Raw genomic sequence first — 23675 nt, 5'->3', positions numbered from 1 at the left:
GCAGCCCATCGGGGATAAATCCCCTCGCCACAATGTCCCTCAGCAGCCGGTTACGCCTGGTGGCTGATCCGCCCATCCACCAAGGTGTAACGCACCACCCCCGGCAGGGTGTGACCGAGGAACGGGCAGTTCTCGCCCTTCGACAGCCAGCCTTCACCGGCCACGGTGGACGCTTTCGGATCGAACAGCACGATATCCGCCGCACCGCCCACCGCCAGTTTGCCCGCCGGCAGACGCAGTGCATCCGCAGGCCCGGCACTCAGGCGCGCCAGCAGGGTCGGCAGATCCAGCAAACCATCCTCAACCAGCGTCATCGCCAGCGGCAGCAGCAACTCCACACTGCTGATGCCCGGCTCGGTCGCGCCGAACGGTGCCAGTTTGGCGTCGCGCTCATGCGGTTGGTGATGGCTGGAAATCGCCGAAATCACCCCGGATTTCACCGCTTCGCGCAGGCCATCGCGGTCGGCGCGGGTGCGCAGCGGCGGTTGCACGTGATACAGGCTGCTGAAGTCGATCAGCGCTTCATCGGTGAGGATCAACTGATACAGGGCGACATCCGCCGTGACCTTCAAGCCACGGGCCTGCGCCTGAGCGATCAGAGCCACGCCGCGCGCGCTGGTCAGTTGGCTGAAGTGCGCGCGCACGCCGGTCTGCTCGACCAGCAGCAGATCGCGAGCCAGAGCCACGGTCTCAGCGGTTTCCGGAATCCCCGGCAGACCGAGGAAACTGGCGACCGCGCCTTCATGGGCCAGACCGCCATCCGCCAGATCGTGATCCTGCGAATTGAAAATCACTGTCAGGTCGAAGGTCGCCGCGTATTCCAATGCCCGGCACAGGGTGCGGGTGTTGCGGAAACTCTCCAGACCGTTGCCGAACGCCACACACCCGGCGTCGCGCAGCGCCACCAGTTCTGCCAGTTGCTCGCCATCCAGCCCTTTGCTCAGCGCGCCAATCGGAAACACCTTGGTGTTGCCGGCCTCGCGGGCGCGGTCGAGGATCAGTTCGGCCACGGCCGAAGTGTCGAGCACCGGTTTGGTCTTCGGTGGGCAGCACAGGCTGGTCACGCCGCCAGCCGCCGCCGCGCGGGTTTCGCTGGCGATGCTGCCTTTGCGGCTGTAGCCCGGCTCGCGCAGGGCGACGTTCAGGTCGACCAGGCCCGGTGCTGCAACCAGACCGCTGGCGTCGATGGTTTCCACAGCGGTGAAACCGGCCGGTGCGGCGCCGAGGGCGACGATCTTGCAGGCTTCAACGTGAATGTCGGTGATTTGATCCAGGCCGCTGCTTGGATCGATGACGCGGGCGCCGAGAATGCTGAGCTTCACTGGGCGTTCTCCTGCTCGAATTGACGTTGCGCTGTTTGCCCGCTCATGGCCATCGACAGCACGGCCATGCGGATGGCGATGCCGTAGGTGACTTGATTGAGGATCACCGAATGCGGGCCGTCGGCCACCGCCGACTCGATCTCTACCCCACGGTTGATCGGCCCCGGGTGCATGACGATGCAATCGGGCTTGGCCCCGGCCAGACGCGCGGTGGTCAGGCCGAACAGGCGGTAGAACTCGCCTTCGCTCGGCAGCAGGCCGCCGGTCATGCGCTCACGCTGCAGGCGCAGCATGATCACCACGTCGACGTCCTTCAGGCCTTCGTTCATGTCGGTGTAGACCTTGACGCCGTACTGCTCGATGCCGATCGGCAGCAGGGTCTTCGGCGCGATCACGCGGATGTCCGGGCAGCCGAGGGTCTTCAGGGCGAGCATGTTCGAGCGCGCCACCCGCGAGTGCAGGATGTCGCCGACGATCGCCACCGAGAGGTTTTCGAAACCGCCCTTGTGCCGACGGATGGTGAGCATGTCGAGCATGCCTTGGGTCGGGTGCGCGTGACGGCCGTCGCCGCCGTTGATGATTGCCACCTGCGGGCAGACGTGTTCGGCGATGAAGTGTGCGGCGCCGGAGTCACCGTGGCGCACCACGAACATGTCGGCGGCCATCGCTTCGAGATTGCGCAGGGTGTCGAGCAGGGTTTCACCTTTGCTGGCCGACGAGGTCGACACGTTCAGGGTGATCACGTCCGCCGACAGCCGCTGGGCCGCCAGTTCGAAGGTGGTGCGGGTGCGGGTGGAGTTTTCGAAGAACACGTTGCACACGGTCTTGCCGCGCAGCAACGGGACCTTCTTCACCGCCCGGGCACCGACTTCGAGGAACGAGTCGGCAGTGTCGAGGATTTCCGTCAGCAACTCGCGGCGCAGGCCATCGAGCGAGAGGAAGTGGCGCAGCTGGCCCTGATCATTGAGCTGCAGCGGGCGCTTGGTATCTAGAGGCGTCATCGCGAGGGGGACTCTCAATAAGGGCGGGTTAGGAATTCAGGTCTTGCAGTTCGAGCGTCAGCGGCTCCGGGCCGGACAGCTTGACCCGCTCATTGGCGGCCAGCGACAGGGTCGCACCCACCACGTTCGGGCGGATCGGCAGCTCGCCGGCGTCCAGGTCGAGCAGGCAGACCAGGGTCACGCTGGCCGGGCGGCCGTAGTCGAACAGTTCGTTCATGGCGGCGCGGATGGTCCGGCCGCTCATCAATACGTCATCGATCAGCACCAGGTGCTGGCCTTCGATCTCGAAGGGCAGGGCCGAGGGGCGCACTTGCGGGTGCAGGCCGTTCTGGCTGAAGTCGTCGCGGTAGAAGGAAACATCCAGCGTGCCCAACGGTGCGTCGCTGGCCAATTCTTTGAGCAAGGCCTGCGCGACCCAGATGCCGCCAGTGCGGATGCCGATGTAACGCGGTTCGCTGATATCACGCTGTGCAAGGTGCGCCTTGAGGCGGGTCGCCATCTGGCTGATCAGATCGGCGGGATTGGGCAGGCTCATGGTTGCTCCTTCGTGATTCCGAGCCGCGTCCTGCCGGACGCGGCTGGGTTTATAACCAAAAGAAAAGCGCCGAAGCGCTTGTCAGGATTCAAACAATGCAGTGTTTTCATCGAGCCAGCCCTGCAACAGCAGGGCGGCGGCGATGGCGTCCACCGGGTTGTCGCGGTAACTGCCTTTCTGCCCGCCGCGCACCAGTCGCTCACCCTTGGCTTCAAAGGTGGTCAGGCGTTCGTCGTGGGTATAGAAGGGCACATTGAAGCGGCCATTGAGACGGCGGGCGAATTTCTCCGCGCGCAGGCACATCTCGCTGGGCGTACCGTCCATGTTCAGCGGCAGGCCGACCACCACGGCGTCGGGTTTCCATTCCTTGAACAGCGCTTCGACCTGATTCCAGTCGGGCACGCCGTTCTGCGCTTTCAGGGTGCACAGCTCGCGGGCCTGGCCGGTAATCACCTGGCCGACCGCAACGCCGATCTGTTTGGTGCCGTAGTCGAAGCCGAGAATCAGGCGCAGGGCCATCAGGCGTGCCCCGCCTGACTGGTCAGCAGGCTGAGGTTGATCCCCAGATGCCGTGCCGCCGCTTCCAGACGCAGCTCGCTGCTGGTGTTGAACAGGATGTCGGCGTCGTACGGGCAGGTCAGCCAGGCGTTGTCGGCCAGTTCGGCCTCCAGTTGCCCGGCTTCCCAACCGGCATAACCAAGGGTGATTACGCTTTTCGCCGGGCCTACGCCGTCGGCGATGGCGAACAGCACGTCCTGCGAGGTGGACAGTGCCAGATCACCGTCCAGCTCAACGGTGGCCTGAAAGGTCTTGCCCGCCGGGTGCAGGACGAAGCCGCGATCGGTCTGCACCGGGCCACCAATGAAGATCGGCACATGCTGGCACAGCGCTGGCGGGTCGATGTCCGGGCGCAATTGCTCGAGGATGTCAGCCAGATTCAGCTCTTGCGGTCGATTGACCACCAGCCCCATGGCGCCATTGGCCGTGTGCTCGACGATGTAGGTCAAGGTGTGGGCAAAGTTCGGGTCGGCCATGTGCGGCATGGCGATCAGGAAGTGATGCTTGAGGTAGCTGGGGCTGACGTTTTTCATGAGCGATAGTGTGGCGTCGTAGGGGCAAACTGACAAGCTGACGATCAGAGAACAACGCAGATCCATTGTTGAAGCTGAACCTTTGTGGTGAGGGGATTTATCCCCGATGGGGCGCGAAGCGGCCCTGAATCCATTGACGTGATATGCCTGACATACCGCGCATGCTGGTTTTGCGACTGCTTCGCAGCGGATCGGGGATAAATCCCCTCACCACAAAAAACCTGTATGCCGGCGGTCAGTTGCTGGAGAGCTTGTCGCCCCGGGCGAATTTCCAGGTGCGGATGATTTCCAGTCGGTCGATATCCGACAGATCGCCGGTAAACGGCGCAAACGGTGCCGCCAGCCGGACGATGCGCTGCGCCGCCTGATCCAGCAACGGCTGGCCGGACGATTCCAGCACCAGCACTTCATACAGCGAGCCATCGCGGTTGATCGAGACCATCAGGCGCAGGTTGCCGTAAATCTGCTTGCGCCGCGCTTCTTCCGGGTAATTGAGGTTGCCGATGCGCTCGACCTTCTTGCGCCAGTCGTCCTTGTACCAGGCGCCCTTGTCGCGCATGGTCGAGGCGGCGCTCAAGCGGTGAATCCGCGGGCGCTTGGCGTACAACTGTTGTTCGTTGGCCAGTTCCGCTTCGAGGCTGGCGATGTCGCTGGACAACTGCGAGCTGTCGAATGTCGGCGCGTTGACCGCGGGTTTGGTCTCGGTTTTGGTTTCTTCTTTCTTGGTCGGCGCCTTTTGCTGTTTCGGCGCCACGGTGGTCACCGCAGCCTTGGGCGCCGCTTCGCGTACTTCCGGTTTGGCGGCCGGGGGCGGGGTGACCTTCTTGACCTGATTGTCCTGGAACGGCGCGACCTCGGTGGTCTTGGGAATCGCCTTCTTGTCGAGGGTGCCGCTGCCTTCCTGGTTTTCCTGAGCGAGGAAGTCAGCCTTTTTCGGCTTGGTTTCGCTCTTGAAGGTGGCGAGGGTGATTTCCAGGGTTTTGCTGATCTGCTTGGGCTCGACCATGGTGAAGCCAACGCCAAGCAGCAGCGCCAAATGAATCAGCGCCGCGAGAAACAGGGTAAATCCGAGGCGATCGGCCGGGCGCACGCCACGGTGGGCGAGTTCTGCGGGCAGATCGGACGGGAGGGTCATGACAAGAAAACCAACATCGCGTTTTTCAGAGGCTGCGCATGATAACGCAATGTTGGTTTCGCGCCTTGGGCTTCACGCTTCAAGCGACAAGCTGCATGTGACACACGTCAAGCTTGCGGCTTTTTGCCGGCGGCTTGCAGCTTCTTGTCGATGGCATCCATCAGCATGCCGCCGATGTCGGTACCGAAAGCATTGTCGATCTCGCGGATGCAGGTCGGGCTGGTGACGTTGATTTCGGTGAGGTTTTCGCCGATCACATCGAGGCCAACGAACAGCAGGCCTTTCTCGCGCAGAGTCGGGCCGACTTGCGCGGCAATCCAGCGATCCTTGTCAGTCAGCGGCCGCGCTTCACCACGACCACCGGCCGCGAGGTTGCCACGGGTTTCGCCTTGAGCCGGAATTCGCGCCAGGCAGTAATCCACCGGCTCGCCGTCGATCATCAGGATGCGCTTGTCACCGTCCTTGATCGCCGGCAGGTAGGCCTGGCCCATGATCTGCTGGTTGCCGAGGGCGGTCAGGGTTTCCAGAATCACCGACAGGTTCGGGTCGCCGGCGCGGTGGCGGAAAATCGAAGTGCCACCCATGCCGTCCAGCGGCTTGAGGATTACGTCGCCATGCTTGGCGGCGAATTCACGCAGCACATCGGCGCGGCGGCTGACGATGGTCGGCGGGGTGCACTGCGGGAACAGCGTGGCGAACAGTTTTTCGTTGCAGTCGCGCAGGCTCTGCGGTTTGTTGACTACCAGCACACCGGCGGTTTCAGCCTGTTCCAGCAGGTAGGTGGAGTAGACGAACTCCATGTCGAACGGTGGATCCTTGCGCATCAGGATCACGTCCAGATCACTCAGCAGGTTGTCCTGCTCGGCGTCCAGTTCGAACCATTTTTCCGGGTTGGCGAAGACTTTCAGCGGCTTCATGCGCGCCCGGGCCTGACCTTCGGCCTGATACAGGTCGCGCTGCTCCATGTAGAACAGTTCCCAGCCACGTTTCTGCGCGGCCAGCAGCATGGCCAGCGAGCTATCCTTTTTATAGGAAATGCTGGCGATAGGGTCCATGACAATCCCGACGCGAACGCTCATTGGGTTTTCCTCGAAAATTGGCTACCGGATCGGTATTGAAAAAGTGCCGCCAGAGTGGCGCCGGGCGGGTTTTCGGTCAAGGAAAAACCCGTCGATAGATTGCTTATGGAGACTGTGCTAAAAAGGCTGGCATAGCGTGCTGGCCCTTGAGCATCAAGGGTTTCCAGCCATTACTCATCGCAAAACGGACAATTTGATTCGCAAAGGCGACGGTAGAGCCCTCTTATGGAACAGCAGTCCAGCGCCTTGAAGGTCATGGTGATCGATGACTCGAAAACGATTCGTCGCACCGCCGAAACGCTGTTGAAAAATGTGGGCTGCGAAGTCATCACGGCGATCGACGGTTTCGACGCTTTGGCGAAGATCGCCGACCACCACCCCGGGATCATTTTTGTCGACATCATGATGCCGCGTCTGGATGGTTATCAGACCTGCGCTTTAATCAAGAACAACAGTGCGTTCAAGGCCACGCCGGTGATCATGCTGTCGTCGCGTGACGGGCTGTTCGACAAGGCCAAGGGGCGGATTGTCGGTTCTGATCAATTTTTGACCAAGCCTTTCAGCAAGGAAGAGCTGCTTGACGCGATTCAGGCCCATGTTCCGGGCTTCGCCGCCGTTTTGCCGCAGTAGACACGTACAGTGACGCTCGGCCAGCGGGCCGGGAGTCGACAAGAAAAATGGGGAAGACCATGGCACGTATCCTGATCGTCGATGATTCGCCGACTGAAATGTACAAACTCACCGGCATGCTGGAAAAGCACGGCCATGAAGTGCTCAAGGCCGAAAACGGCGCCGACGGCGTGGCCCTGGCCCGTCAGGAAAAACCCGACGCCGTGCTGATGGACATCGTCATGCCCGGCCTCAACGGCTTCCAGGCCACCCGGCAACTGACCAAGGATGCCGAGACCAGCCACATCCCGGTGATCATCATCACCACCAAGGATCAGGAAACCGACAAGGTTTGGGGCACGCGCCAGGGCGCGAAGGATTACCTGACCAAACCGGTCGAAGAAGACATGCTGATCAAGACCCTGAACAACGTGCTGGCCGGTTGATCGCGCGGCCATGAACCAGTCGCTGACCGCGTTCGAGCTGCTGTGGCAGATCGACCAGCGCTGCCGTCTGCTGGCGGCGGACCTGCCGTCGCAGCCCGGCCGTCAGGATCGCTGGAGCGGCATCGGTTTTCGCCTCGGCGAGCATTGGTACGTGACGCCGATGGGCGAAGTCAGCGAAGTGCTGCACGAACCGCGCTGCACTCAGTTGCCCGGGGTCAAGCCGTGGGTCAAAGGGGTGGCTAACCTGCGTGGGCGCTTGCTGCCGATCATGGACCTGTGCGGCTTTTTCGGTCACGAGCTGTCGCCGCTGCGCAAGCAGCGGCGTGTGTTGGTGGTGGAGCACAACGATGTGTTCGCCGGGTTGCTGGTGGATGAGGTGTTCGGTCTGCAGCACTTCGAGCAGGACAGCTTCGAACCGATCTCGATCAGCAAACGCCAGGGTTCCAAGGCCGAGTTCGTCAAAGGCTATTTCCGGCGTGAGCAGAACTGGCGGGTGTTCAGCCTGTTTGCGCTGGCCAAATCGCCGGTGTTCATGAGCGTCGCGATATAGCCGAAGCACCAGATATCTATGGGGTGGGGGTTTGTGGCGAGGGGATTTATCCCCGATGGTTGGCTAAGCCAACCCAAAACCTGCATTCGCGATGTGCCAGATACAACTCAGTGTTGGGGCCGCTGCGCGACCCATCGGGGATAAATCCTCTCACCACAAATCCCACAGTGGACCGTGGCAGGTTTCATAGGCGAGGACCGATGACAAAGGCAAAAACAGGCAAATCGGCGGAAGGGTCGCGCAGTCGCTCGCAGATCATCGTGCTGTTCATCGCACTGATCGTGTTCATCATGCTGCTGTTCGCCAACTTCGCCTACCTCAACACCCAGGCCAACTACGACAAGCAGTACATCGGCCACGCCGGTGAGCTGCGCGTGCTGTCGCAACGCATCGCCAAGAACGCCACCGAAGCCGCCGCCGGGAAGTCGGCAGCGTTCAAGCTGCTGAGCGATGCGCGCAATGATTTTGCCCAGCGCTGGGGTTACCTGAAGAAGGGCGACCCGGCCACCGGCCTGCCACCCGCGCCGGCCACCGTGCGCCCGGAAATGCGCGCGGTGCAGCTGGATTGGGAACGCCTGCTGAAAAACACCGACGCGATTCTCTCCAGCGAGCAGACCGTGCTCTCGCTGCATCAGGTCGCCGCGACCCTGGCTGAAACCGTGCCGCAGTTGCAGATCGAATACGAAAAAGTCGTCGAGATCCTCCTGCAGCGCGGCGCGCCGGCAGCGCAGGTGGCGATGGCCCAACGCCAATCGCTGCTGGCCGAGCGCATCCTCGGTGCGGTCAACACCGTGCTGGCCGGTGACGAAAACTCGCAGCAGGCTGCCGATGCGTTTGGCCGCGATGCCACCCGTTTCGGCCAGGTGCTCAACGGCATGTTGCAGGGCAACCCGACCCTGAAAATCAGCCAGGTCGAAGACCGTGATGCCCGTGCGCGGCTGAGTGAAATTTCCGAGCTGTTCCAGTTCGTCTCCGGCTCGGTGGACGAAATCCTCGAAACCTCGCCGGAGCTGTTCAAGGTCCGGGAGTCGGCGAGCAATATCTTCAGCCTGTCGCAGACCCTGCTCGACGAAGCCTCGCACCTCGCCAGCGGTTTCGAAAACCTTGCCGGCGGGCGCAACACCGACACCATTGGCGGCTACGTGCTGGGCTTGCTGGCGCTGGCTTCGATCATCCTGATCGGCATGGTCATGGTTCGTGAAACCAACCGCCAGTTGCGCGAGACCGCCGAGAAGAACGAACGCAATCAGAACGCGATCATGCGCCTGCTCGACGAGATCGAAGACCTCGCCGACGGTGACCTGACCGTAACCGCCTCGGTGACCGAAGACTTCACCGGGACCATCGCCGATTCGATCAACTACTCGGTCGACCAACTGCGCGATCTGGTCGCCACCATCAACCTCACCGCCGGCCAGGTCGCCGCTGCCGTGCAGGAAACCCAGGCCACCGCCATGCACCTGGCCCAGGCCTCGGAACATCAGGGGCGCAGCAGATTTCCGAAGCCTCGACCGCGATCAGCGACATGGCTCAGTCCATCGATCAGGTCTCGGCCAACGCCGCTGAATCCTCGGCGGTGGCCGAGCGCTCGGTGGAAATCGCCAACAAGGGCAACGAGGTGGTGCACAACACCATCCACGGCATGGACAACATCCGCGAACAGATTCAGGACACCGCCAAACGCATCAAGCGTCTGGGTGAGTCGTCGCAGGAAATCGGCGACATCGTCAGCCTGATCGACGACATTGCCGACCAGACCAACATCCTCGCGCTCAACGCGGCGATTCAGGCCTCGATGGCCGGGGATGCCGGGCGCGGCTTTGCCGTGGTCGCCGACGAAGTGCAGCGGTTGGCCGAACGTTCGTCCGCCGCCACCCGGCAGATCGAAACCCTGGTGCGGGCGATTCAGACCGACACCAACGAAGCGGTGATTTCCATGGAGCAGACCACCACCGAAGTGGTGCGCGGCGCGCGACTGGCGCAGGATGCCGGGGTGGCTCTGGAAGAAATCGAAGGCGTTTCGAAAACCCTCGCCGCGTTGATTCAAAGCATCTCCAACGCGGCGCAGCAGCAGACCTCGTCGGCCGGGCAGATCTCGCTGACGATGAACGTGATCCAGCAGATCACCACGCAGACCTCGTCCGGCTCGACCGCCACCGCCGAGAGCATCGGCAACCTGGCGAAAATGGCCAGTCAGCTGCGCCGTTCGGTATCCGGTTTCACCTTGCCGTCGGCGTCCGCGACGGACAAGGCGTGAGTGGAGTGGTTATGGGTGACCGGCACGACTACGTGGCCCTCGAATGGGTCAAGGGTGAAATTGCCGAAACGCTGAAACAGGCGCATCAGGCGATTGAAGCCGTGCTCGATGACCCGCAGGCCGCGCCGGGGCTGGATGAGTGTCTGGCCTATATCCATCAGGTGCACGGCAGTTTGCAGATGGTCGAGTTCTACGGCGCGGCGTTGCTCGCCGAAGAAATGGAGCATCTGGTCGAAGCCTTGCAGCAGGGGCGCGTCGCCCATCGCGATGAAGCCCTGCACTTGCTGCTGCAAGCCCTTGGGCAATTGCCGATCTATCTCGATCGGGTGCAGAGCGCCCGCCGCGACTTGCCGCTGGTGGTGCTGCCGCTGATCAACGATCTGCGCAGTGCCCGCGGCGACAGCCTGCTCTCGGAAACCAGCCTGTTCAGCCCGCCACTGCCGGACTTGCCGCCGTTGAGCGCAGAAGCCCTGGCCGCGCTCGAGCCGGCCGAGTGGCCCAACGTGCTGCGCAAGTTGCGCCAGATGCTGCAAATGGCGCTGGTCGGGTTGCTGCGCGAGCAGGATGACCAGACCCACCTCGAATACCTGGCGAAAGTTTTCCAGCGCCTCGAAGCGCTCAGCGCCGATGCGCCCCTGAGCCCGCTGTGGCAGGTCGCTTCCGCGCTGGTCGAAGGCATGCGCGAAGGCGCCATCGCCAACAGCCCGGCGCTGCGCAGCCTGTTCAAGGACGCCGACAAGGAACTCAAGCGCCTGCTCGAACAAGGCCCGCGCGGCCTCAATCAGCCGCCCCCGCCGGAGTTGCTGAAAAGCCTGCTGTTCTATATTGCCAAAGCCGAACATCCCACCGGGCAGATGCTGACCATGAAAGATCGCTACTCCCTGGACGACGCGTTGCCCGACAGCGCGATGGTCGACGAAGAACGTGCGCGTCTGGCCGGTCCCGACCGCGATGCGATGCGCTCGGTGCTGGCGGCATTGTGCGAAGAACTGGTGCGGGTCAAGGAACGCCTCGACCTGTTCGTGCGTAGCGACCGTCAGCACACCTCCGACCTGGAGAGCCTGCTGGCGCCGTTGCGACAGATCGCCGACACCCTCGCGGTGCTCGGTTTCGGCCAGCCGCGCAAAGTCATCATCGATCAACTGGCGGTGGTCCTCAGCCTCGCTCAGGGCCAGCGCGAACCGAATGACGCGACCCTGATGGACGTTGCCGGCGCGCTGCTTTACGTCGAAGCCAACCTCGCCGGGATGGTCGGCACCGTCGAGCCGGAAAGCCCCGAAGACGCGCGCCTGCCGACCACCGACCTGACGCAGATTCATCAGATCGTGATCAAGGAAGCACGCATCTGCCTGCAACAGGCCAAGGACATGATCGTCGATTACATCGACGCCGACTGGGATCGCCAGCAACTGCAACCGTTGCCGGAACTGCTGACCCAGGTGCGCGGTGCGCTGGCGATGATTCAGTTGAGCCGGGCGGCGAGTCTGGTCGAAGCCTGCAACAGCTTCATTCGCGAGCATTTGCTGCTCGATCCGCACGAGCCGGGCTGGCAGCAACTGGATCATCTCGCCGACGTCATCACCAGCCTCGAGTATTACCTCGAACGCTTGAGCAACGACCCCCAAGCGCCGAATGAACAACTGCTGGACGTCGCACAAAAGAGCCTGGCCAGCCTGGGTTTCTTTCCACATGAGCCGCACGTGCCGCTGCTTGATGATGTGCTCAGCCCCAGCGAAGCGCTGGTGATGCAGGATCTGCAAGCGCTGGATGACCCCGAGACCGTGCAGTCGCTGGCCGATGTGCTGGCCAGCCCGGTGTCGGCGGTCAATCCGCCGGCCTTGATCACCCCCGGCAGCCTGATGCCGCCGCCGGTCGATGAAGAACCGGTGGACGATGAACTGCGCGAAGTGTTCCTCGAAGAGACCGACGAAGTCCTCGAAGTCCTGCACGAATACCTGCCGCGCTGGTCGGCCGACACTCATGACCGCGCCGCCCTGACCGAACTGCGCCGCGCCTTTCACACCTTGAAGGGCAGCGGGCGCATGGTGCGCGCGTTGATCCTTGGCGAGCTGGCCTGGGCCGTGGAAAACCTGCTCAACCGCGTGCTGGAACGCAGCGTCGAACCCGGCGCGCAGGTGCAGCAGTTGCTCACCGACACCGTGTTGCTGCTGCCGGAACTGATCAGCGAATTCGCCACGCACCGCCAGCGTCAGCGCAGCGATGTCGATCAACTGGCGGCCCGCGCGCATGCGCTGGCCAAAGGCGTCGAGCCGCTGGCGGCCGAAGACGTCGATGATGTGGCGGCCCTCGATCCGCTGTTGCTGGAGATTTTCCGCAACGAGGCCGAAACCCACCTCGCCAGCCTCAACCGCTTCCTCGATCAGGCTGCCGAGCATGTGCCGCTGCCGGCCAGCGACGAATTGCAGCGCGCCTTGCACACGCTCAAGGGCAGTGCGTCGATGGCCGGCGTGTTGCCGATTGCCGAACTGGCCGCGCCGCTGGATAAACTGGCGCGCGAGTTCAAGGCGCATCAGTTGCCGCTGGATCTTGATGAAGTGGAATTGCTCCTTGAAGCCGAAGGCCTGTTCCGCGTCGGTCTGCGCCAGCTCAAGCACGATCCGCTGGCACCGATTGTCGGTGCGCAGTCGCTGATCAAACGCACCGAAACGCTGCTGGCCGAACGCCTGGAAGCGATCCTCAACGCGCCGAACACCGGCCTGCGGATCAAGCGCGATCCGCAACTGATCAACAACTTCCTCGCCCAGGGCATGGACATCCTGCTCGACGCCGAAAGCCTGTTGCAGCGCTGGCAGCAACATCCCGGCGAGCGTCAGGAACTCAGCGCGCTACTCGATGAACTGACCACCCTTGGCGAAGGCGCACACCTCGCCGATCTGCTGCCGGTGGACGTGCTCTGCGAAGCCTTGCTCGACCTCTATGGCGCCGTCGAAGAAAGCAGCCTGGCGGTCAGCGACAGGTTCTTCCACGAAGCGCAGAACGCTCACGAAGCGCTGATCAACATGCTCGACGAACTGGCCGCCGGTCAGGAAATCACCCCACAGCCGCAGCGCATTCGCGCCCTGCACGAACTGCTCGATGAAAGCCTCGATCCGACGGCGATGGGGCTGATTCGCAGCGACGGCAGCCGCACCTTGAGCATCAGCGAACTGGGCGCCGCGACCGCCGAACTCGCCCACGCCAATGCCGAGACCGCACCGGACGACGAGATCGTCGAGATCTTCCTCGAAGAAGCGGTGGACATTCTCGACAGTGCCGGGCAAGCCCTGCAGCGCTGGTTGAGCGACCCGGACAACGCTGCGCCGCTGTCCTCTTTGCAGCGCGATTTACACACGCTCAAGGGCGGCGCGCGGATGGCCGAGGTCGATGCCATCGGCGATCTGGCCCATGAGCTGGAAAGTCTTTACGAAGGTCTGGTAGATCGTCGCCACAGCTACAGTGAGCTGCTCGGACGCTTGCTGCACAAGAGCCACGACCGCTTGGCGCAGTTGCTTCAACAGTTGCACAACCATCAGCCACTGACCCCGGCGCAAGACTTGATCGAAGCGATCCGCCAATTCCGTCAGGGCCAGTCCGGCAGTGCCGAAACGGCGCAGCCGACGGCTGTACCCGACAGCGCGGCGCATGATCCGGAACTGCTGGAAATCTTCCTCGAAGAAGGTTTCGACATCATCGAAAGCTCCGGCGCGGCGTTGTTGCGCTGGCAGGCCGAGCCGGGCAATCGGCAGGAAGTGGAAACCCTGCTGCGCGATCTGCACACCCTCAAGGGCGGCGCGCGGATGGTCGAGATCGGCCCGATCGGCGACCTCGCCCATGAGCTCGAATACCTTTACGAAAGCCTCGCCACCGGCGTGCTGCAACCGTCCGCCGAACTGTTCGCGCTGGTGCAGCGCGGGCATGACCGATTGGCGCAGATGCTCGATGGCGTGCGTGCCGGACAGCCGTGCCCGCCAGCAGATCGGCTGATCAATGCGATCCAGAATTTCAGCCACCCGGCGACTCCGGACACACCGCCGCCGTTGCCGATTCCGGCCAAGACCGAGCCTGCGGCGCCCGCCGTTGATGCCGGTGCGGACATGGTCAAGGTCTCCGCCGAACTGCTCGATGACTTGGTCAATCTGGCCGGCGAAACCTCGATTTTCCGTGGCCGTATCGAGCAGCAAGTCAGCGATGCGCAAACCGCGCTGAACGAGATGGAAACCACCATCGAACGCATGCGCGATCAGTTGCGCCGACTCGACACCGAAACCCAGGGGCGGATTCTCAGCCGTCAGCAAGTCGATGCCGAACGCCTCGGTTACGAAGAATTCGACCCGCTGGAAATGGACCGTCATTCGCAGTTGCAGCAACTGTCGCGGGCGCTGTTCGAATCCGCCTCCGACCTGCTCGATCTCAAGGAAACCCTCGACCGCCGTAACCACGACGCCGAGAACCTGTTGCAGCAACAGGGGCGGATCAAATACCGAATTGCAGGAAGGCCTGATGCGCACGCGCATGGTGCCATTCGAACGCATGCTGCCGCGCCTGAAACGCATCGTGCGGCAGGTCGCCGAAGAGCTGAACAAGGACGTCGCGTTCATCATCGGCAACGCCGAAGGCGAAATGGATCGCAACGTGCTGGAGCGCATGGCCGCGCCGCTGGAGCACATGCTGCGCAACGCCGTCGACCATGGCCTGGAGTCGGCCGAAGTGCGGCTGGCGGCGGGCAAACCGGCGCAGGGCACGATCACCCTCGACCTGACCCGCGAGGGCGGCGACATCGTTTTCGATATTCGCGACGATGGCGCCGGGGTGCCGCTGGAAGCGGTGCGGCGCAAGGCGATCAAGCGCGGCCTGCTGGCACCGGACGCCGAGATCAGCGACCGCGACGTGCTGCAATTCATCCTGCAGCCGGGGTTCTCCACGGCGGAAAAGATCACCCAGATTTCCGGGCGCGGCGTCGGCATGGACGTGGTTCACGAAGAAGTCCGTCAGCTCGGCGGCACCATGAGCATCGACTCGGTGCCGGGGCAGGGCGTGCACTTCCGCATTCGTCTGCCGTTCACCGTGTCGGTCAACCGCGCGCTGATGGTGCAATGCGGCGAGGATCAATACGCGATTCCGCTGAACACCATCGAAGGCATCGTCCGCGTCCTGCCGAATGATCTGGAAGGGCACTTTCGCAACGATCCTCCAAGCTACCACTACGCCGGCCAGCGCTATGAGTTGTGCTACCTGGGCGAGCTGCTGAAAACCGCGCCGCGGCCGAAACTGCTCGGCCAGAGCCTGCCGCTGCCGGTGCTGCTGGTGCAGTGCAACGACCGGCACATCGCGGTGCAGGTCGATGCGATGGCCGGCACTCGCGAGATCGTGGTCAAGAGCCTCGGCCCGCAGTTCGCGGCGGTGCAGGGCGTGTCCGGGGCGACGATTCTCGGCGATGGCCGGGTGGTGCTGATTCTTGACTTGCTCGCACCGATCCGCGCGATGCAGGCGCGGGTTGCACAGCGTCCGGCGCAGGCGGAAATCGACAGCGAACCGCAGAAGCCGTTGCTGGTGCTGGTGGTCGATGACTCGGTGACCGTGCGCAAGGTCACCAGCCGATTGCTCGAACGCCACGGCATGAACGTGCTGACCGCCAAGGACGGCGTCGACGCCATGTTGCTGCTCGAAGAACACATGCCCGACCTGATGCTGCTCGACATCGAAATGCCGCGCATGGACGGCTTCGAAGTCGCCACCCAGGTGCGTAACGATGAACGTCTGCAACACCTGCCGATCATCATGATCACCTCGCGCACCGGGCAGAAACACCGCGACCGCGCGATGGCCATCGGCGTCAACGACTACCTCGGCAAGCCGTATCAGGAATCGGTGCTGCTCGAAAGCATTGCCCACTGGAGCAAGAAACATGCATGAGCGCCGCCACAACGCGCGCACCAGCCAACTCACCGGCCTGCTGCTGCCGCTGGCCGACCGCAACCTGATCCTGCCCAACGTCGCCGTCGCCGAGCTGATCGACTACCAGGCCAGCGCCTTCGACCTCGACACACCGCCGTGGTACCTGGGTCGGGTGAGCTGGCGAGAGCGGCAGATTCCGCTGCTGAGTTTCGAGTCAGCCTGCGGGCAGAAAATCGTCATCGGCGAACGCGCGCGGATCGTCATCCTCAACGCTCTCGGTGGGTTGCCGCAGCTGAAATTCATTGCGCTGCTGGTGCAGGGGATCCCGCGTTCGTACAAGCTCGACAGTCAGTTGAGTTATGTCGATGTGCCGTTGTGTGCGCTGGAGCAGGCGGCGGTGCAGGTCGGGGAGCAGGTGGCGAAGGTGCCGGATTTGTTGGGGTTGGAGCAGTTGTTGGTGGATGCCGGACTTATCCACTGATCCGGAGTCTTCAGTGGCCTGACTGGCCTCTTCGCGAGCAAGCCCGCTCCCACAGTGGGTCTTCAGTGGATGCAGATTTTATGTACGCCATAAATCCCCTGTGGGAGCGGGCTTGCTCGCGAAGGCGCCAGTCGCCTCACCTCAATCCGACAGACAAATCCTCAATCTCTACAGCGCAATAAACACACTTCAGCCCCGCTGTTTAAGGACACCCAAGGTTACGGTCAGCAGCCTACAAATCCTTGCGCCGCTGCCTACGCATGCACCAGAATCCGCCGGCTTGTGCGCCCTCGGCAGGCTGCGTAACTTGATCCCGTCACTGATTCCCAGTGATCGGGTTTAGCAGCCCGTGGTTAATCTAAGGGTGCACATACATCATCGTCAGGCTCAGTGCCTGCATTCGATGGCGGCTGTGCGCAGGGCGCTTCGGCGCGCCGGCTTCCTTAGGTTCCCCGGTCTGCTAACCTGCGTTCAGCTGCCACCCCTTCTTTTAGCAGAGAAGCGGTTCCAGCTTTATTTCGGAACCTGAAAATGATTAAACCAACACCAAGTCCGCCGCCAACAGATGCGGCATCCCCCTACGAAGCCCCCGAATCAAAGAAATTCCACGAAGCCGCCGAGCGCGCCCTCGACCATTACCTCGGCCCGCCAAAACCCGACCTCATGGCCACGCCCTACACCCCCAACACGCTGTATATGGCCAACCCCGACGCCGACAGCGAATCCCTGCTGGCCGACGCCAGCGAATCCCTCGGCTCCGCTACGGTCATGCTCAACAACCATGCGGCGCTGGTGCAAGGCACGCACCGCAAGACGCTGCAGGGCATTGCTCAGGTGGTGATGGTGGCGGAGATGGCGGTGAATCGGGTGTTGGATAGGTTGGTGCCGACGGAGTGATTAAAAGCCGACCCTCACCCCAGCCCTCTCCCGGAGGGAGAGGGGGCCGACCGAGGTGTCTGGCGTTGTACATCGACCTGAAAAACCGAGTCGATTATGGATTTGGTAAACCTGGTGAATTCCGGATTCAGTACAACACTCCCAGGTCGACGTAACCCTTGAGCATCCCCCAATCAGTCCCCTCTCCCTCCGGGAGAGGGCTAGGGTGAGGGCAGCCCTCGATCGTTACCCTGAGCGTAACGATTCACCACCGCGCTTGATTGATGCCCCCACCCCACACGCCTAACGTAGCTCCACGACAGCGAACCCCGTGGAGTGAGCATGACAACAACAATTTCCCCCGACTCGCGCTGGACGCGGCGGCGTGACGAGAAGCAGCGGCGTCTCGACAAGGTGCGCGGGCTGGCCGACGGTGTGGTACTGCCAAGCGACAAGATCGTCGCCGCACTCGAAGCGTTGATCCATCCCGGCGACCGTGTGGTGCTGGAGGGCAACAACCAGAAGCAGGCGGATTTCCTTTCCCGTTCGCTGGCCAAAGCCGATCCGGCCAAGCTGCATGATCTGCACATGATCATGCCCAGCGTTGGTCGCTCCGAGCACCTTGATCTGTTCGAACGCGGCATCGCCCGCAAGCTCGATTTCTCCTTCGCTGGCACCCAGAGCCTGCGCATCAGCCAGTTGCTCGAAGACGGCCTGCTGGAAATCGGCGCGATTCACACCTACATCGAACTCTATGCGCGGCTGGTGGTGGACCTGATTCCCAACGTCGTGCTCTCGGCCGGGTTCATGGCCGACCGCGCCGGCAATATCTACACCGGCCCCAGCACCGAAGACACCCCGGCACTGATCGAACCGGCGGCATTCAGCGACGGCATTGTCATCGTCCAGGTCAATCAGTTGGTGGATGACGTCAGCGAACTGCCTCGCGTGGATATTCCGGCGTCATGGGTGGATTTCGTGGTGGTGGCCGACAAGCCGTTCTACATCGAACCGCTGTTCACCCGCGACCCACGGCACATCAAACCGGTGCACGTGTTGATGGCGATGATGGCGATTCGCGGGATCTACGAAAAACACAACGTGCAGTCGCTCAACCACGGCATCGGTTTCAACACCGCCGCGATCGAATTGATCCTGCCGACCTACGGCGAATCCCTCGGCCTCAAAGGCAAGATCTGCCGGAACTGGACGCTCAACCCGCACCCGACGCTGATCCCGGCGATCGAGAGCGGCTGGGTCGAGAGCGTGCATTGCTTCGGCACTGAACTGGGCATGGAAAACTACATCGCCGCGCGCCCGGACGTGTTCTTCACCGGGCGCGACGGCTCGCTGCGTTCCAACCGGATGTTCTGCCAACTCGCCGGGCAATACGCGGTCGACCTGTTTATCGGCGCAACGTTGCAGGTCGATGGCGACGGCCATTCCTCGACCGTCACCCGTGGCCGCCTCGCCGGTTTCGGCGGTGCACCGAACATGGGCCACGACCCGCGCGGTCGGCGTCACGGCACCCCGGCGTGGCTCGACATGCGCCACGACGATGCACAGCAACCGATGCTCGAACGCGGTAAGAAACTCGTGGTGCAAATGGTCGAGACGTTCCAGGAGGGCGGCAAACCGACCTTCGTCGAAACCCTCGACGCGGTGGAAGTGGCGAAGAAAAGCGGCATGCTGCTGGCGCCGATCATGATTTACGGCGACGACGTCACCCACCTGCTCACCGAGGAAGGCATCGCCTACCTGTACAAGGCGCGCTCGCTGGAAGAACGCCAAGCGATGATCGCTGCGGTTGCGGGCGTGACTGCCATCGGCCTGCGCCACAACCCGAAAGACACCGAACGCATGCGCCGCGAAGGCCTGATCGCCTTGCCCGAAGACCTCGGCATCCGCCGCACCGACGCCACCCGCGAACTGCTGGCGGCGAAAAGCGTGGCCGATCTGGTCGAGTGGTCCGGCGGCCTGTACAACCCGCCCGCCAAGTTCAGGAGCTGGTAATGCACGCACTCAACCTGCAAGCGAAACCCCTGAGCCTGAGCGAACGTCTGGCCGATCTGGCGGTGGATGCGCTGATCGACGAAGCCGATCTGTCGCCGAAACCTGCGCTGGTCGACCGACGTGGCAACGGCGCGCACACCGATCTGCACCTGGGCCTGATGCACGCTTCGGCGTTGTCGTTGTGGCCGGCGTTCAAGGAAATGGCTGAAGCCGCAGCTGAAATCGGCGCAGTCGATTCAACGTTACGCGAAGCGATTGGCCGCATCGGCCGTGAAGGCGAGCAAGCGATGCTCGCGACCACCAACGGGGTGAATACCCATCGCGGCGCCATTTGGGCACTGGGATTACTGGTGACCGCCGCTGCGCTGGAACCGAAATCCTGCAGCGCCAACGCCGTCACCTTGCGCGCCGCACGTCTGGCATTACTCGATGACCGCTACGCACCAAAACCGCTGAGCCACGGCGCGCAAGTCGCCCTGCGTTACGGCGCACGCGGTGCCCGTGAGGAAGCGCAACTCGGCTTCCCGTCCGTGCTGCAACGTGGCCTGCCACAACTCAAACGCAGCCGCGCCAACGGTCACGGCGAACAGAACGCCCGGCTCGATGCGCTGCTGGCGATCATGACCGATCTGGCCGACACCTGCGTGCTCTACCGCTCCGGTGAACAAGGCCTGCACGCCATGCAACAAGGCGCGCAAGCGGTGCTCGACGCTGGCGGCAGCGCCAGCCTCACCGGGCGTCGTCGCCTGCACGAACTGGATCAACAACTCATCGCATTGAATGCCTCGCCCGGTGGCGCCGCCGACTTGCTCGCCGCCACGCTGCTGCTCGACCGTATCGAGCGCGACGGCATCTTTCAGGGAGCGTTTTGATGGAAACCTTATCCTTTGAATTCCCCGCCGGGCAGCCGCCACGCGGGCGCGCGCTGGTCGGTTGTGTCGGCTCGGGCGATCTGGAAGTGCTGATCGAACCGGGGCTGGCCGGCAAGCTGACGATCAATGTGCAGACCTCGGTCAACGGTGCGCAGCAGCGCTGGCAACATCTGTTTGCGCGGATGTTCGACGGCTCCACGCCACCGGCGATGGCCATCGATATTCACGATTTCGGCGCCACGCCGGGGGTGGTGCGTCTGCGTCTGGAACAAGGTTTCGAGGAGATCGGCCATGACTGACAGCGCAGCGCTGTTGCACAAACACAGCTTCGTCGAACTCGGGGCGCGGCAACGGGCGAAAGCCTTGCTCGACGCCGGGACCTTCCGTGAATTACTCGACCCGTTTCAACGGGTCATGTCGCCGTGGCTCGAGCGCCAGGGCGTGGTGCCGCAAGCCGATGACGGCGTGGTGATCGCCAAGGGCAGCCTCGATGGCCTGCCGGTGGTGATCGCCGCCATCGAAGGCGCGTTCCAGGGCGGCAGCCTTGGCGAAGTCGGCGGAGCGAAGATTGCCGGCGCGCTGGAACTGGCCGCCGAAGACAACCGCAAAGGCATCCCGACCCGCGCCGTGTTGCTGCTGGAAACCGGTGGCGTGCGTTTGCAGGAAGCCAACCTCGGGCTGGCGGCGATTGCCGATATTCATGCGGCGATTGTCGATTTGCAGCAGTACCAACCGGTGGTCGGTGTGGTCGCGGGCAGCGTCGGCTGTTTCGGCGGCATGTCGATTGCCGCTGCGCTGTGCAGTTATTTGCTGGTGACTCAGGAAGCGCGTCTCGGTTTGAACGGGCCGCAGGTGATCGAGCAGGAAGCCGGGATCGAGGAATACGACTCCCGCGACCGGCCCTTCATCTGGAGCCTGACTGGTGGCGAGCAGCGGTTCGCCAGTGGTCTGGTGGATCGTTATGTCGCCGATGATGTGGCGCAGATTCGTCAGCAGGTGGGCGAGTTGTTGCAACAAGGCTTGCCTGCTCAGCCGCGCAGTCAGCGCGCCGAATGGTTCCTGCAACGTCTGGCGAGCCTGGACACCGATAAGCAAATCGAGCCGTCGGTGGTTCGCGATCTGTATCAAGGAGAGCGCTCATGAGTGGTTATTCCGTGCGCGGTTTGAACTGGTTCAACGCCCTGAGCGCGGGCGCGAAAGCCGTAGAAGGTTTGCCGCCATCGTTGCAAGTGGCCGATGGCGAACTTGGGCGGTTTATCGCGGTGGTCGCTGACCCGGACAACCGTTTCCCACGGGCTCGCAACGGTGAAGTTGGCTTGCTCGAAGGCTGGGGTCTGGCCAAGGCTGTGGATGACGTGATCACGGCAGATCGCGACGAAGCGCAGAAGCGCCCGATCATCGCCATCGTCGATGTTCCGAGCCAGGCTTACGGTCGTCGCGAAGAAGCCCTCGGCATTCATCAGGCCCTGGCCGGTGCGGCGGACAGTTATGCCCGCGCGCGTTTGGCCGGGCATCCGGTGATTGCGCTGCTGGTGGGCAAGGCCATGTCCGGGGCGTTTCTCGCTCACGGCTATCAGGCCAACCGTTTGATTGCCCTGCGCGATCCAGGGGTGATGGTGCATGCGATGGGCAAGGCCTCGGCGGCGCGAGTGACGCTGCGCAGTGTCGAGGAACTGGAAGCACTGTCCGCCAGCGTGCCGCCAATGGCCTATGACATCGACAGCTACGCCAGCCTCGGATTGCTCTGGGAAACCCTCTCGGTGCAGCAGATCGAGCAGCCGACGGCGGAGGATCTGGCGCGGGTGACCGAATGCCTGAAACAGGCCATCGTCGATATCTCCAGCACTGACTTGCGCAAGCGTCTCGGCGCGAAAAATCGTGAAGCGTCCAGCCGCGTGCGTGAATTGCTGAGGGCGCAGTGGTGAACCTGCCACTGGCCCACGATCTGCTGTGGGGCATGACCCCGGCGCAGCTGCCGGCGGATGCGCCACAGTGGGCAGTCGAATCGCTGGCTGCCGGGCAACCGGTGGTCGTGCGGCGAGCGGTGAGCGCTGAAGCTTGGGTCGCGGTGGGCATTCGCGGTGTGTTGCGTGAGCAGCGGCTGGCGGCGTTTATGGCGCTCGATTCGATTGCCTGTCGGGTCAGCCCCGAAGCGCTTAGTCATGTCGATTGCGAGCGCGATCTGCCAGTGATGCAGGCCCTCAAACAACTGCGGCCAATGCTCGATGACTGCGGTTGGGTCTGGGGTGTCAGCGGCAGTGTCGGGTTTGAGTTGGCCAGTGGTTTTACCGCGATGCACGCGGCCAGTGACCTCGATCTGATTCTGCGGACACCGCAACTGATCACGCGTAATCAGGCACGCAAACTGGTCGCGGTTTTTGATCAAGCCGTGTGCCGGGTCGACATGCAATTGCAGACGCCGTTCGGTGCAGTCGCGTTGCGCGAATGGGCCGGCGGGTCTGCACGGGTGCTGCTGAAAAACGCCCATCAAGCCTGTCTGGTCACTGATCCGTGGAACCCGCAGGAGCAGGCAGCGTGAGCAGCCTGTTGGTGTTCCCCGGCCAGGGCGCGCAGCAACCGGGCATGCTCCTGCGTTTGCCTCGGGAAACCTTGACCGAGGCCAGCGACGTGCTCGGTGAAGATGTCGCGCTGCTCGATTCTGCCGACGCGTTGCGCAGCACCCGGGCGGTTCAGCTGTGCCTGTTGATCGCCGGGGTCGCTGCCTCGCGGCAGTTGCTACAGGACGAATTGGAAGCGGATTACGTCGCCGGTCTGTCCATCGGTGCCTACCCGGCAGCGGTGGTCGCCGGGGCATTGAGCTTCAGCGATGCGTTAAATCTGGTCAGCCTGCGTGGCGAGTTGATGCAGCAGGCTTATCCACAAGGCTTTGGCATGACCGCAATCATCGGCCTGCAATTATCCACCGTCGAAACGCTGCTGGCGCAGGTGCACAGCGCGGAGTCGCCGGTGTATCTGGCCAACATCAATGCCGATAACCAGGTGGTGATTGCCGGCAGCGACAAGGCGATGCAAGCGGTGGCGGAACTGGCGCGCAGTCGTGGCGCCGGTCTGGCGAAACGCCTGGCGGTGAGCGTGCCGTCACACTGTCCGTTGCTGGAAGCGCCGGCGCAAACCCTCGCCGAAGCCTTCGCCAAGGTTGCACTGAAGCCCCCGAAAATCGCTTACCTGAGTGGCAGCCGCGCGCGTCCGCTGATCAAGCCTGATGCCTTGCGCGACGACCTCGCCTTCAACATGTGCCGCGTGGTGGACTGGCGCGGCACCGTGCAAAGCGCTTACGAGCGCGGCGTACGTTTACAAATCGAACTGCCGCCCGGTGCGGTGCTGACCGGGCTGGCGCGCCGGGTGTTTGAATCGGGCACGGTCACTGCCTTTGACAGTGCGCGTCTGGACACCTTGCAGGCGCTGTTGCGAGAGGAGGGTGGCCGCCGACCATAAACTGCCGCGACTCAGGCTTCGAACAACAAAAACAACATTCGACGATGCACTTTGAGG

19 protein-coding genes and 2 pseudogenes are annotated in these 23675 nt (G+C 62.9%); 14 read left to right on the top strand and 7 right to left on the bottom strand.

All coding sequences use genetic code 11. From position 1 onward, the window contains the following. Positions 1-50: 50 nt before the first annotated feature. The 7 genes from E3Z29_RS00275 to gshB form a co-directional block, all read right to left on the bottom strand. Positions 51-1322, bottom strand: a complete 1272-nt coding sequence (locus tag E3Z29_RS00275) for a dihydroorotase (protein ID WP_098966064.1) — start codon at positions 1320-1322, stop codon at positions 51-53. Continuing rightward, positions 1319-2323 (bottom strand): aspartate carbamoyltransferase catalytic subunit, encoded by a 1005-nt coding sequence (locus tag E3Z29_RS00270; RefSeq protein ID WP_003229107.1) that lies wholly within the window; start codon positions 2321-2323, stop codon positions 1319-1321. Before E3Z29_RS00270 ends, E3Z29_RS00275 begins: the two co-directional genes overlap by 4 nt. Before the next feature lie 28 nt (positions 2324-2351). After that, positions 2352-2858, bottom strand: coding sequence for a bifunctional pyr operon transcriptional regulator/uracil phosphoribosyltransferase PyrR (gene pyrR, locus E3Z29_RS00265; RefSeq protein ID WP_027610583.1), 507 nt, complete (start codon positions 2856-2858; stop codon positions 2352-2354). Positions 2859-2939: 81 nt separating this feature from the next. Then, positions 2940-3377 carry a Holliday junction resolvase RuvX gene (gene ruvX / locus E3Z29_RS00260; RefSeq protein ID WP_003229101.1) on the bottom strand — a complete coding sequence of 146 codons (438 nt, stop codon included), beginning with the start codon at positions 3375-3377 and terminating at the stop codon, positions 2940-2942. Continuing rightward, complete coding sequence (locus E3Z29_RS00255; RefSeq protein WP_097088974.1) at positions 3377-3949, bottom strand: YqgE/AlgH family protein; 573 nt, start codon at positions 3947-3949, stop codon at positions 3377-3379. The genes ruvX and E3Z29_RS00255 overlap by 1 nt, the downstream gene beginning before the upstream one ends. 235 nt (positions 3950-4184) lie before the next feature. Then, positions 4185-5084 carry an energy transducer TonB gene (locus tag E3Z29_RS00250; protein ID WP_007964106.1) on the bottom strand — a complete coding sequence of 300 codons (900 nt, stop codon included), beginning with the start codon at positions 5082-5084 and terminating at the stop codon, positions 4185-4187. Between the two features lie 107 nt (positions 5085-5191). Continuing rightward, positions 5192-6163, bottom strand: a complete 972-nt coding sequence (gene gshB, locus E3Z29_RS00245; RefSeq protein ID WP_095137531.1) for a glutathione synthase — start codon at positions 6161-6163, stop codon at positions 5192-5194. 225 nt (positions 6164-6388) lie between these two features. On the opposite strand from gshB, the gene pilG reads away from it, so the two are divergent. The 14 genes and pseudogenes from pilG (at position 6389) to mdcH (ending at position 23618) form a co-directional block, all read left to right on the top strand. Continuing rightward, complete coding sequence (pilG, locus tag E3Z29_RS00240) at positions 6389-6793, top strand: twitching motility response regulator PilG (protein WP_003229093.1); 405 nt, start codon at positions 6389-6391, stop codon at positions 6791-6793. A 59-nt stretch (positions 6794-6852) separates the two neighbouring features. After that, the gene (gene pilH, locus E3Z29_RS00235; protein WP_025109154.1) at positions 6853-7218 is read left to right on the top strand and encodes a twitching motility response regulator PilH; all 366 of its coding nucleotides are present in this window, start codon (positions 6853-6855) and stop codon (positions 7216-7218) included. Positions 7219-7228: 10 nt separating this feature from the next. Then, positions 7229-7768 (top strand): chemotaxis protein CheW, encoded by a 540-nt coding sequence (locus tag E3Z29_RS00230; protein WP_007964098.1) that lies wholly within the window; start codon positions 7229-7231, stop codon positions 7766-7768. Between the two features lie 200 nt (positions 7769-7968). After that, positions 7969-10025, top strand: a pseudogene (locus E3Z29_RS00225) (methyl-accepting chemotaxis protein). A gap of 11 nt (positions 10026-10036) precedes the next feature. After that, a pseudogene (locus E3Z29_RS00220) lies at positions 10037-15938 on the top strand (Hpt domain-containing protein). Continuing rightward, on the top strand, positions 15931-16401 hold the full coding sequence (locus E3Z29_RS00215) for a chemotaxis protein CheW (protein WP_003229084.1): 471 nt from the start codon (positions 15931-15933) through the stop codon (positions 16399-16401). The pseudogene E3Z29_RS00220 and the gene E3Z29_RS00215 overlap by 8 nt, the downstream one beginning before the upstream one ends. A 531-nt stretch (positions 16402-16932) precedes the next feature. After that, positions 16933-17298, top strand: coding sequence for a DUF6124 family protein (locus E3Z29_RS00210; RefSeq protein WP_134784869.1), 366 nt, complete (start codon positions 16933-16935; stop codon positions 17296-17298). Between the two features lie 321 nt (positions 17299-17619). Next, the gene (gene mdcA, locus E3Z29_RS00205) at positions 17620-19290 is read left to right on the top strand and encodes a malonate decarboxylase subunit alpha (RefSeq protein WP_134784868.1); all 1671 of its coding nucleotides are present in this window, start codon (positions 17620-17622) and stop codon (positions 19288-19290) included. Beyond that, complete coding sequence (locus tag E3Z29_RS00200) at positions 19290-20162, top strand: triphosphoribosyl-dephospho-CoA synthase (protein ID WP_134784867.1); 873 nt, start codon at positions 19290-19292, stop codon at positions 20160-20162. Before mdcA ends, E3Z29_RS00200 begins: the two co-directional genes overlap by 1 nt. Further along, positions 20162-20461 carry a malonate decarboxylase subunit delta gene (locus E3Z29_RS00195; protein WP_007964081.1) on the top strand — a complete coding sequence of 100 codons (300 nt, stop codon included), beginning with the start codon at positions 20162-20164 and terminating at the stop codon, positions 20459-20461. The genes E3Z29_RS00200 and E3Z29_RS00195 overlap by 1 nt, the downstream gene beginning before the upstream one ends. Beyond that, complete coding sequence (locus E3Z29_RS00190; RefSeq protein ID WP_134784866.1) at positions 20454-21305, top strand: biotin-independent malonate decarboxylase subunit beta; 852 nt, start codon at positions 20454-20456, stop codon at positions 21303-21305. Before E3Z29_RS00195 ends, E3Z29_RS00190 begins: the two co-directional genes overlap by 8 nt. Further along, positions 21302-22087, top strand: coding sequence for a biotin-independent malonate decarboxylase subunit gamma (gene mdcE, locus E3Z29_RS00185; protein WP_134784865.1), 786 nt, complete (start codon positions 21302-21304; stop codon positions 22085-22087). The genes E3Z29_RS00190 and mdcE overlap by 4 nt, the downstream gene beginning before the upstream one ends. Then, a complete protein-coding gene (locus E3Z29_RS00180) occupies positions 22081-22701 on the top strand; it encodes a malonate decarboxylase holo-ACP synthase (protein WP_134784864.1) in 621 nt (206 codons plus the stop codon). Before mdcE ends, E3Z29_RS00180 begins: the two co-directional genes overlap by 7 nt. Then, complete coding sequence (mdcH, locus tag E3Z29_RS00175; RefSeq protein ID WP_134784863.1) at positions 22698-23618, top strand: malonate decarboxylase subunit epsilon; 921 nt, start codon at positions 22698-22700, stop codon at positions 23616-23618. Before E3Z29_RS00180 ends, mdcH begins: the two co-directional genes overlap by 4 nt. Positions 23619-23675: the final 57 nt, after the last annotated feature.

Source organism: Pseudomonas sp. S150 (genome assembly GCF_004526365.1).
GTDB lineage: Bacteria > Pseudomonadota > Gammaproteobacteria > Pseudomonadales > Pseudomonadaceae > Aquipseudomonas > Aquipseudomonas putida_A.
This window is presented reverse-complemented; position numbering and strand designations above follow the sequence as displayed.

Coding starts and splice junctions, on each gene's coding strand:
- E3Z29_RS00270 (WP_003229107.1), bottom strand. CDS start 2,323: ATGACGCCTCTAGATACCAAGCGCCCGCTGCAGCTCAATGATCAGGGC.
- pyrR (WP_027610583.1), bottom strand. CDS start 2,858: ATGAGCCTGCCCAATCCCGCCGATCTGATCAGCCAGATGGCGACCCGC.
- ruvX (WP_003229101.1), bottom strand. CDS start 3,377: ATGGCCCTGCGCCTGATTCTCGGCTTCGACTACGGCACCAAACAGATC.
- E3Z29_RS00255 (WP_097088974.1), bottom strand. CDS start 3,949: ATGAAAAACGTCAGCCCCAGCTACCTCAAGCATCACTTCCTGATCGCC.
- E3Z29_RS00250 (WP_007964106.1), bottom strand. CDS start 5,084: ATGACCCTCCCGTCCGATCTGCCCGCAGAACTCGCCCACCGTGGCGTG.
- gshB (WP_095137531.1), bottom strand. CDS start 6,163: ATGAGCGTTCGCGTCGGGATTGTCATGGACCCTATCGCCAGCATTTCC.
- pilG (WP_003229093.1), top strand. CDS start 6,389: ATGGAACAGCAGTCCAGCGCCTTGAAGGTCATGGTGATCGATGACTCG.
- pilH (WP_025109154.1), top strand. CDS start 6,853: ATGGCACGTATCCTGATCGTCGATGATTCGCCGACTGAAATGTACAAA.
- E3Z29_RS00230 (WP_007964098.1), top strand. CDS start 7,229: ATGAACCAGTCGCTGACCGCGTTCGAGCTGCTGTGGCAGATCGACCAG.
- E3Z29_RS00215 (WP_003229084.1), top strand. CDS start 15,931: ATGCATGAGCGCCGCCACAACGCGCGCACCAGCCAACTCACCGGCCTG.
- E3Z29_RS00210 (WP_134784869.1), top strand. CDS start 16,933: ATGATTAAACCAACACCAAGTCCGCCGCCAACAGATGCGGCATCCCCC.
- mdcA (WP_134784868.1), top strand. CDS start 17,620: ATGACAACAACAATTTCCCCCGACTCGCGCTGGACGCGGCGGCGTGAC.
- E3Z29_RS00200 (WP_134784867.1), top strand. CDS start 19,290: ATGCACGCACTCAACCTGCAAGCGAAACCCCTGAGCCTGAGCGAACGT.
- E3Z29_RS00195 (WP_007964081.1), top strand. CDS start 20,162: ATGGAAACCTTATCCTTTGAATTCCCCGCCGGGCAGCCGCCACGCGGG.
- E3Z29_RS00190 (WP_134784866.1), top strand. CDS start 20,454: ATGACTGACAGCGCAGCGCTGTTGCACAAACACAGCTTCGTCGAACTC.
- mdcE (WP_134784865.1), top strand. CDS start 21,302: ATGAGTGGTTATTCCGTGCGCGGTTTGAACTGGTTCAACGCCCTGAGC.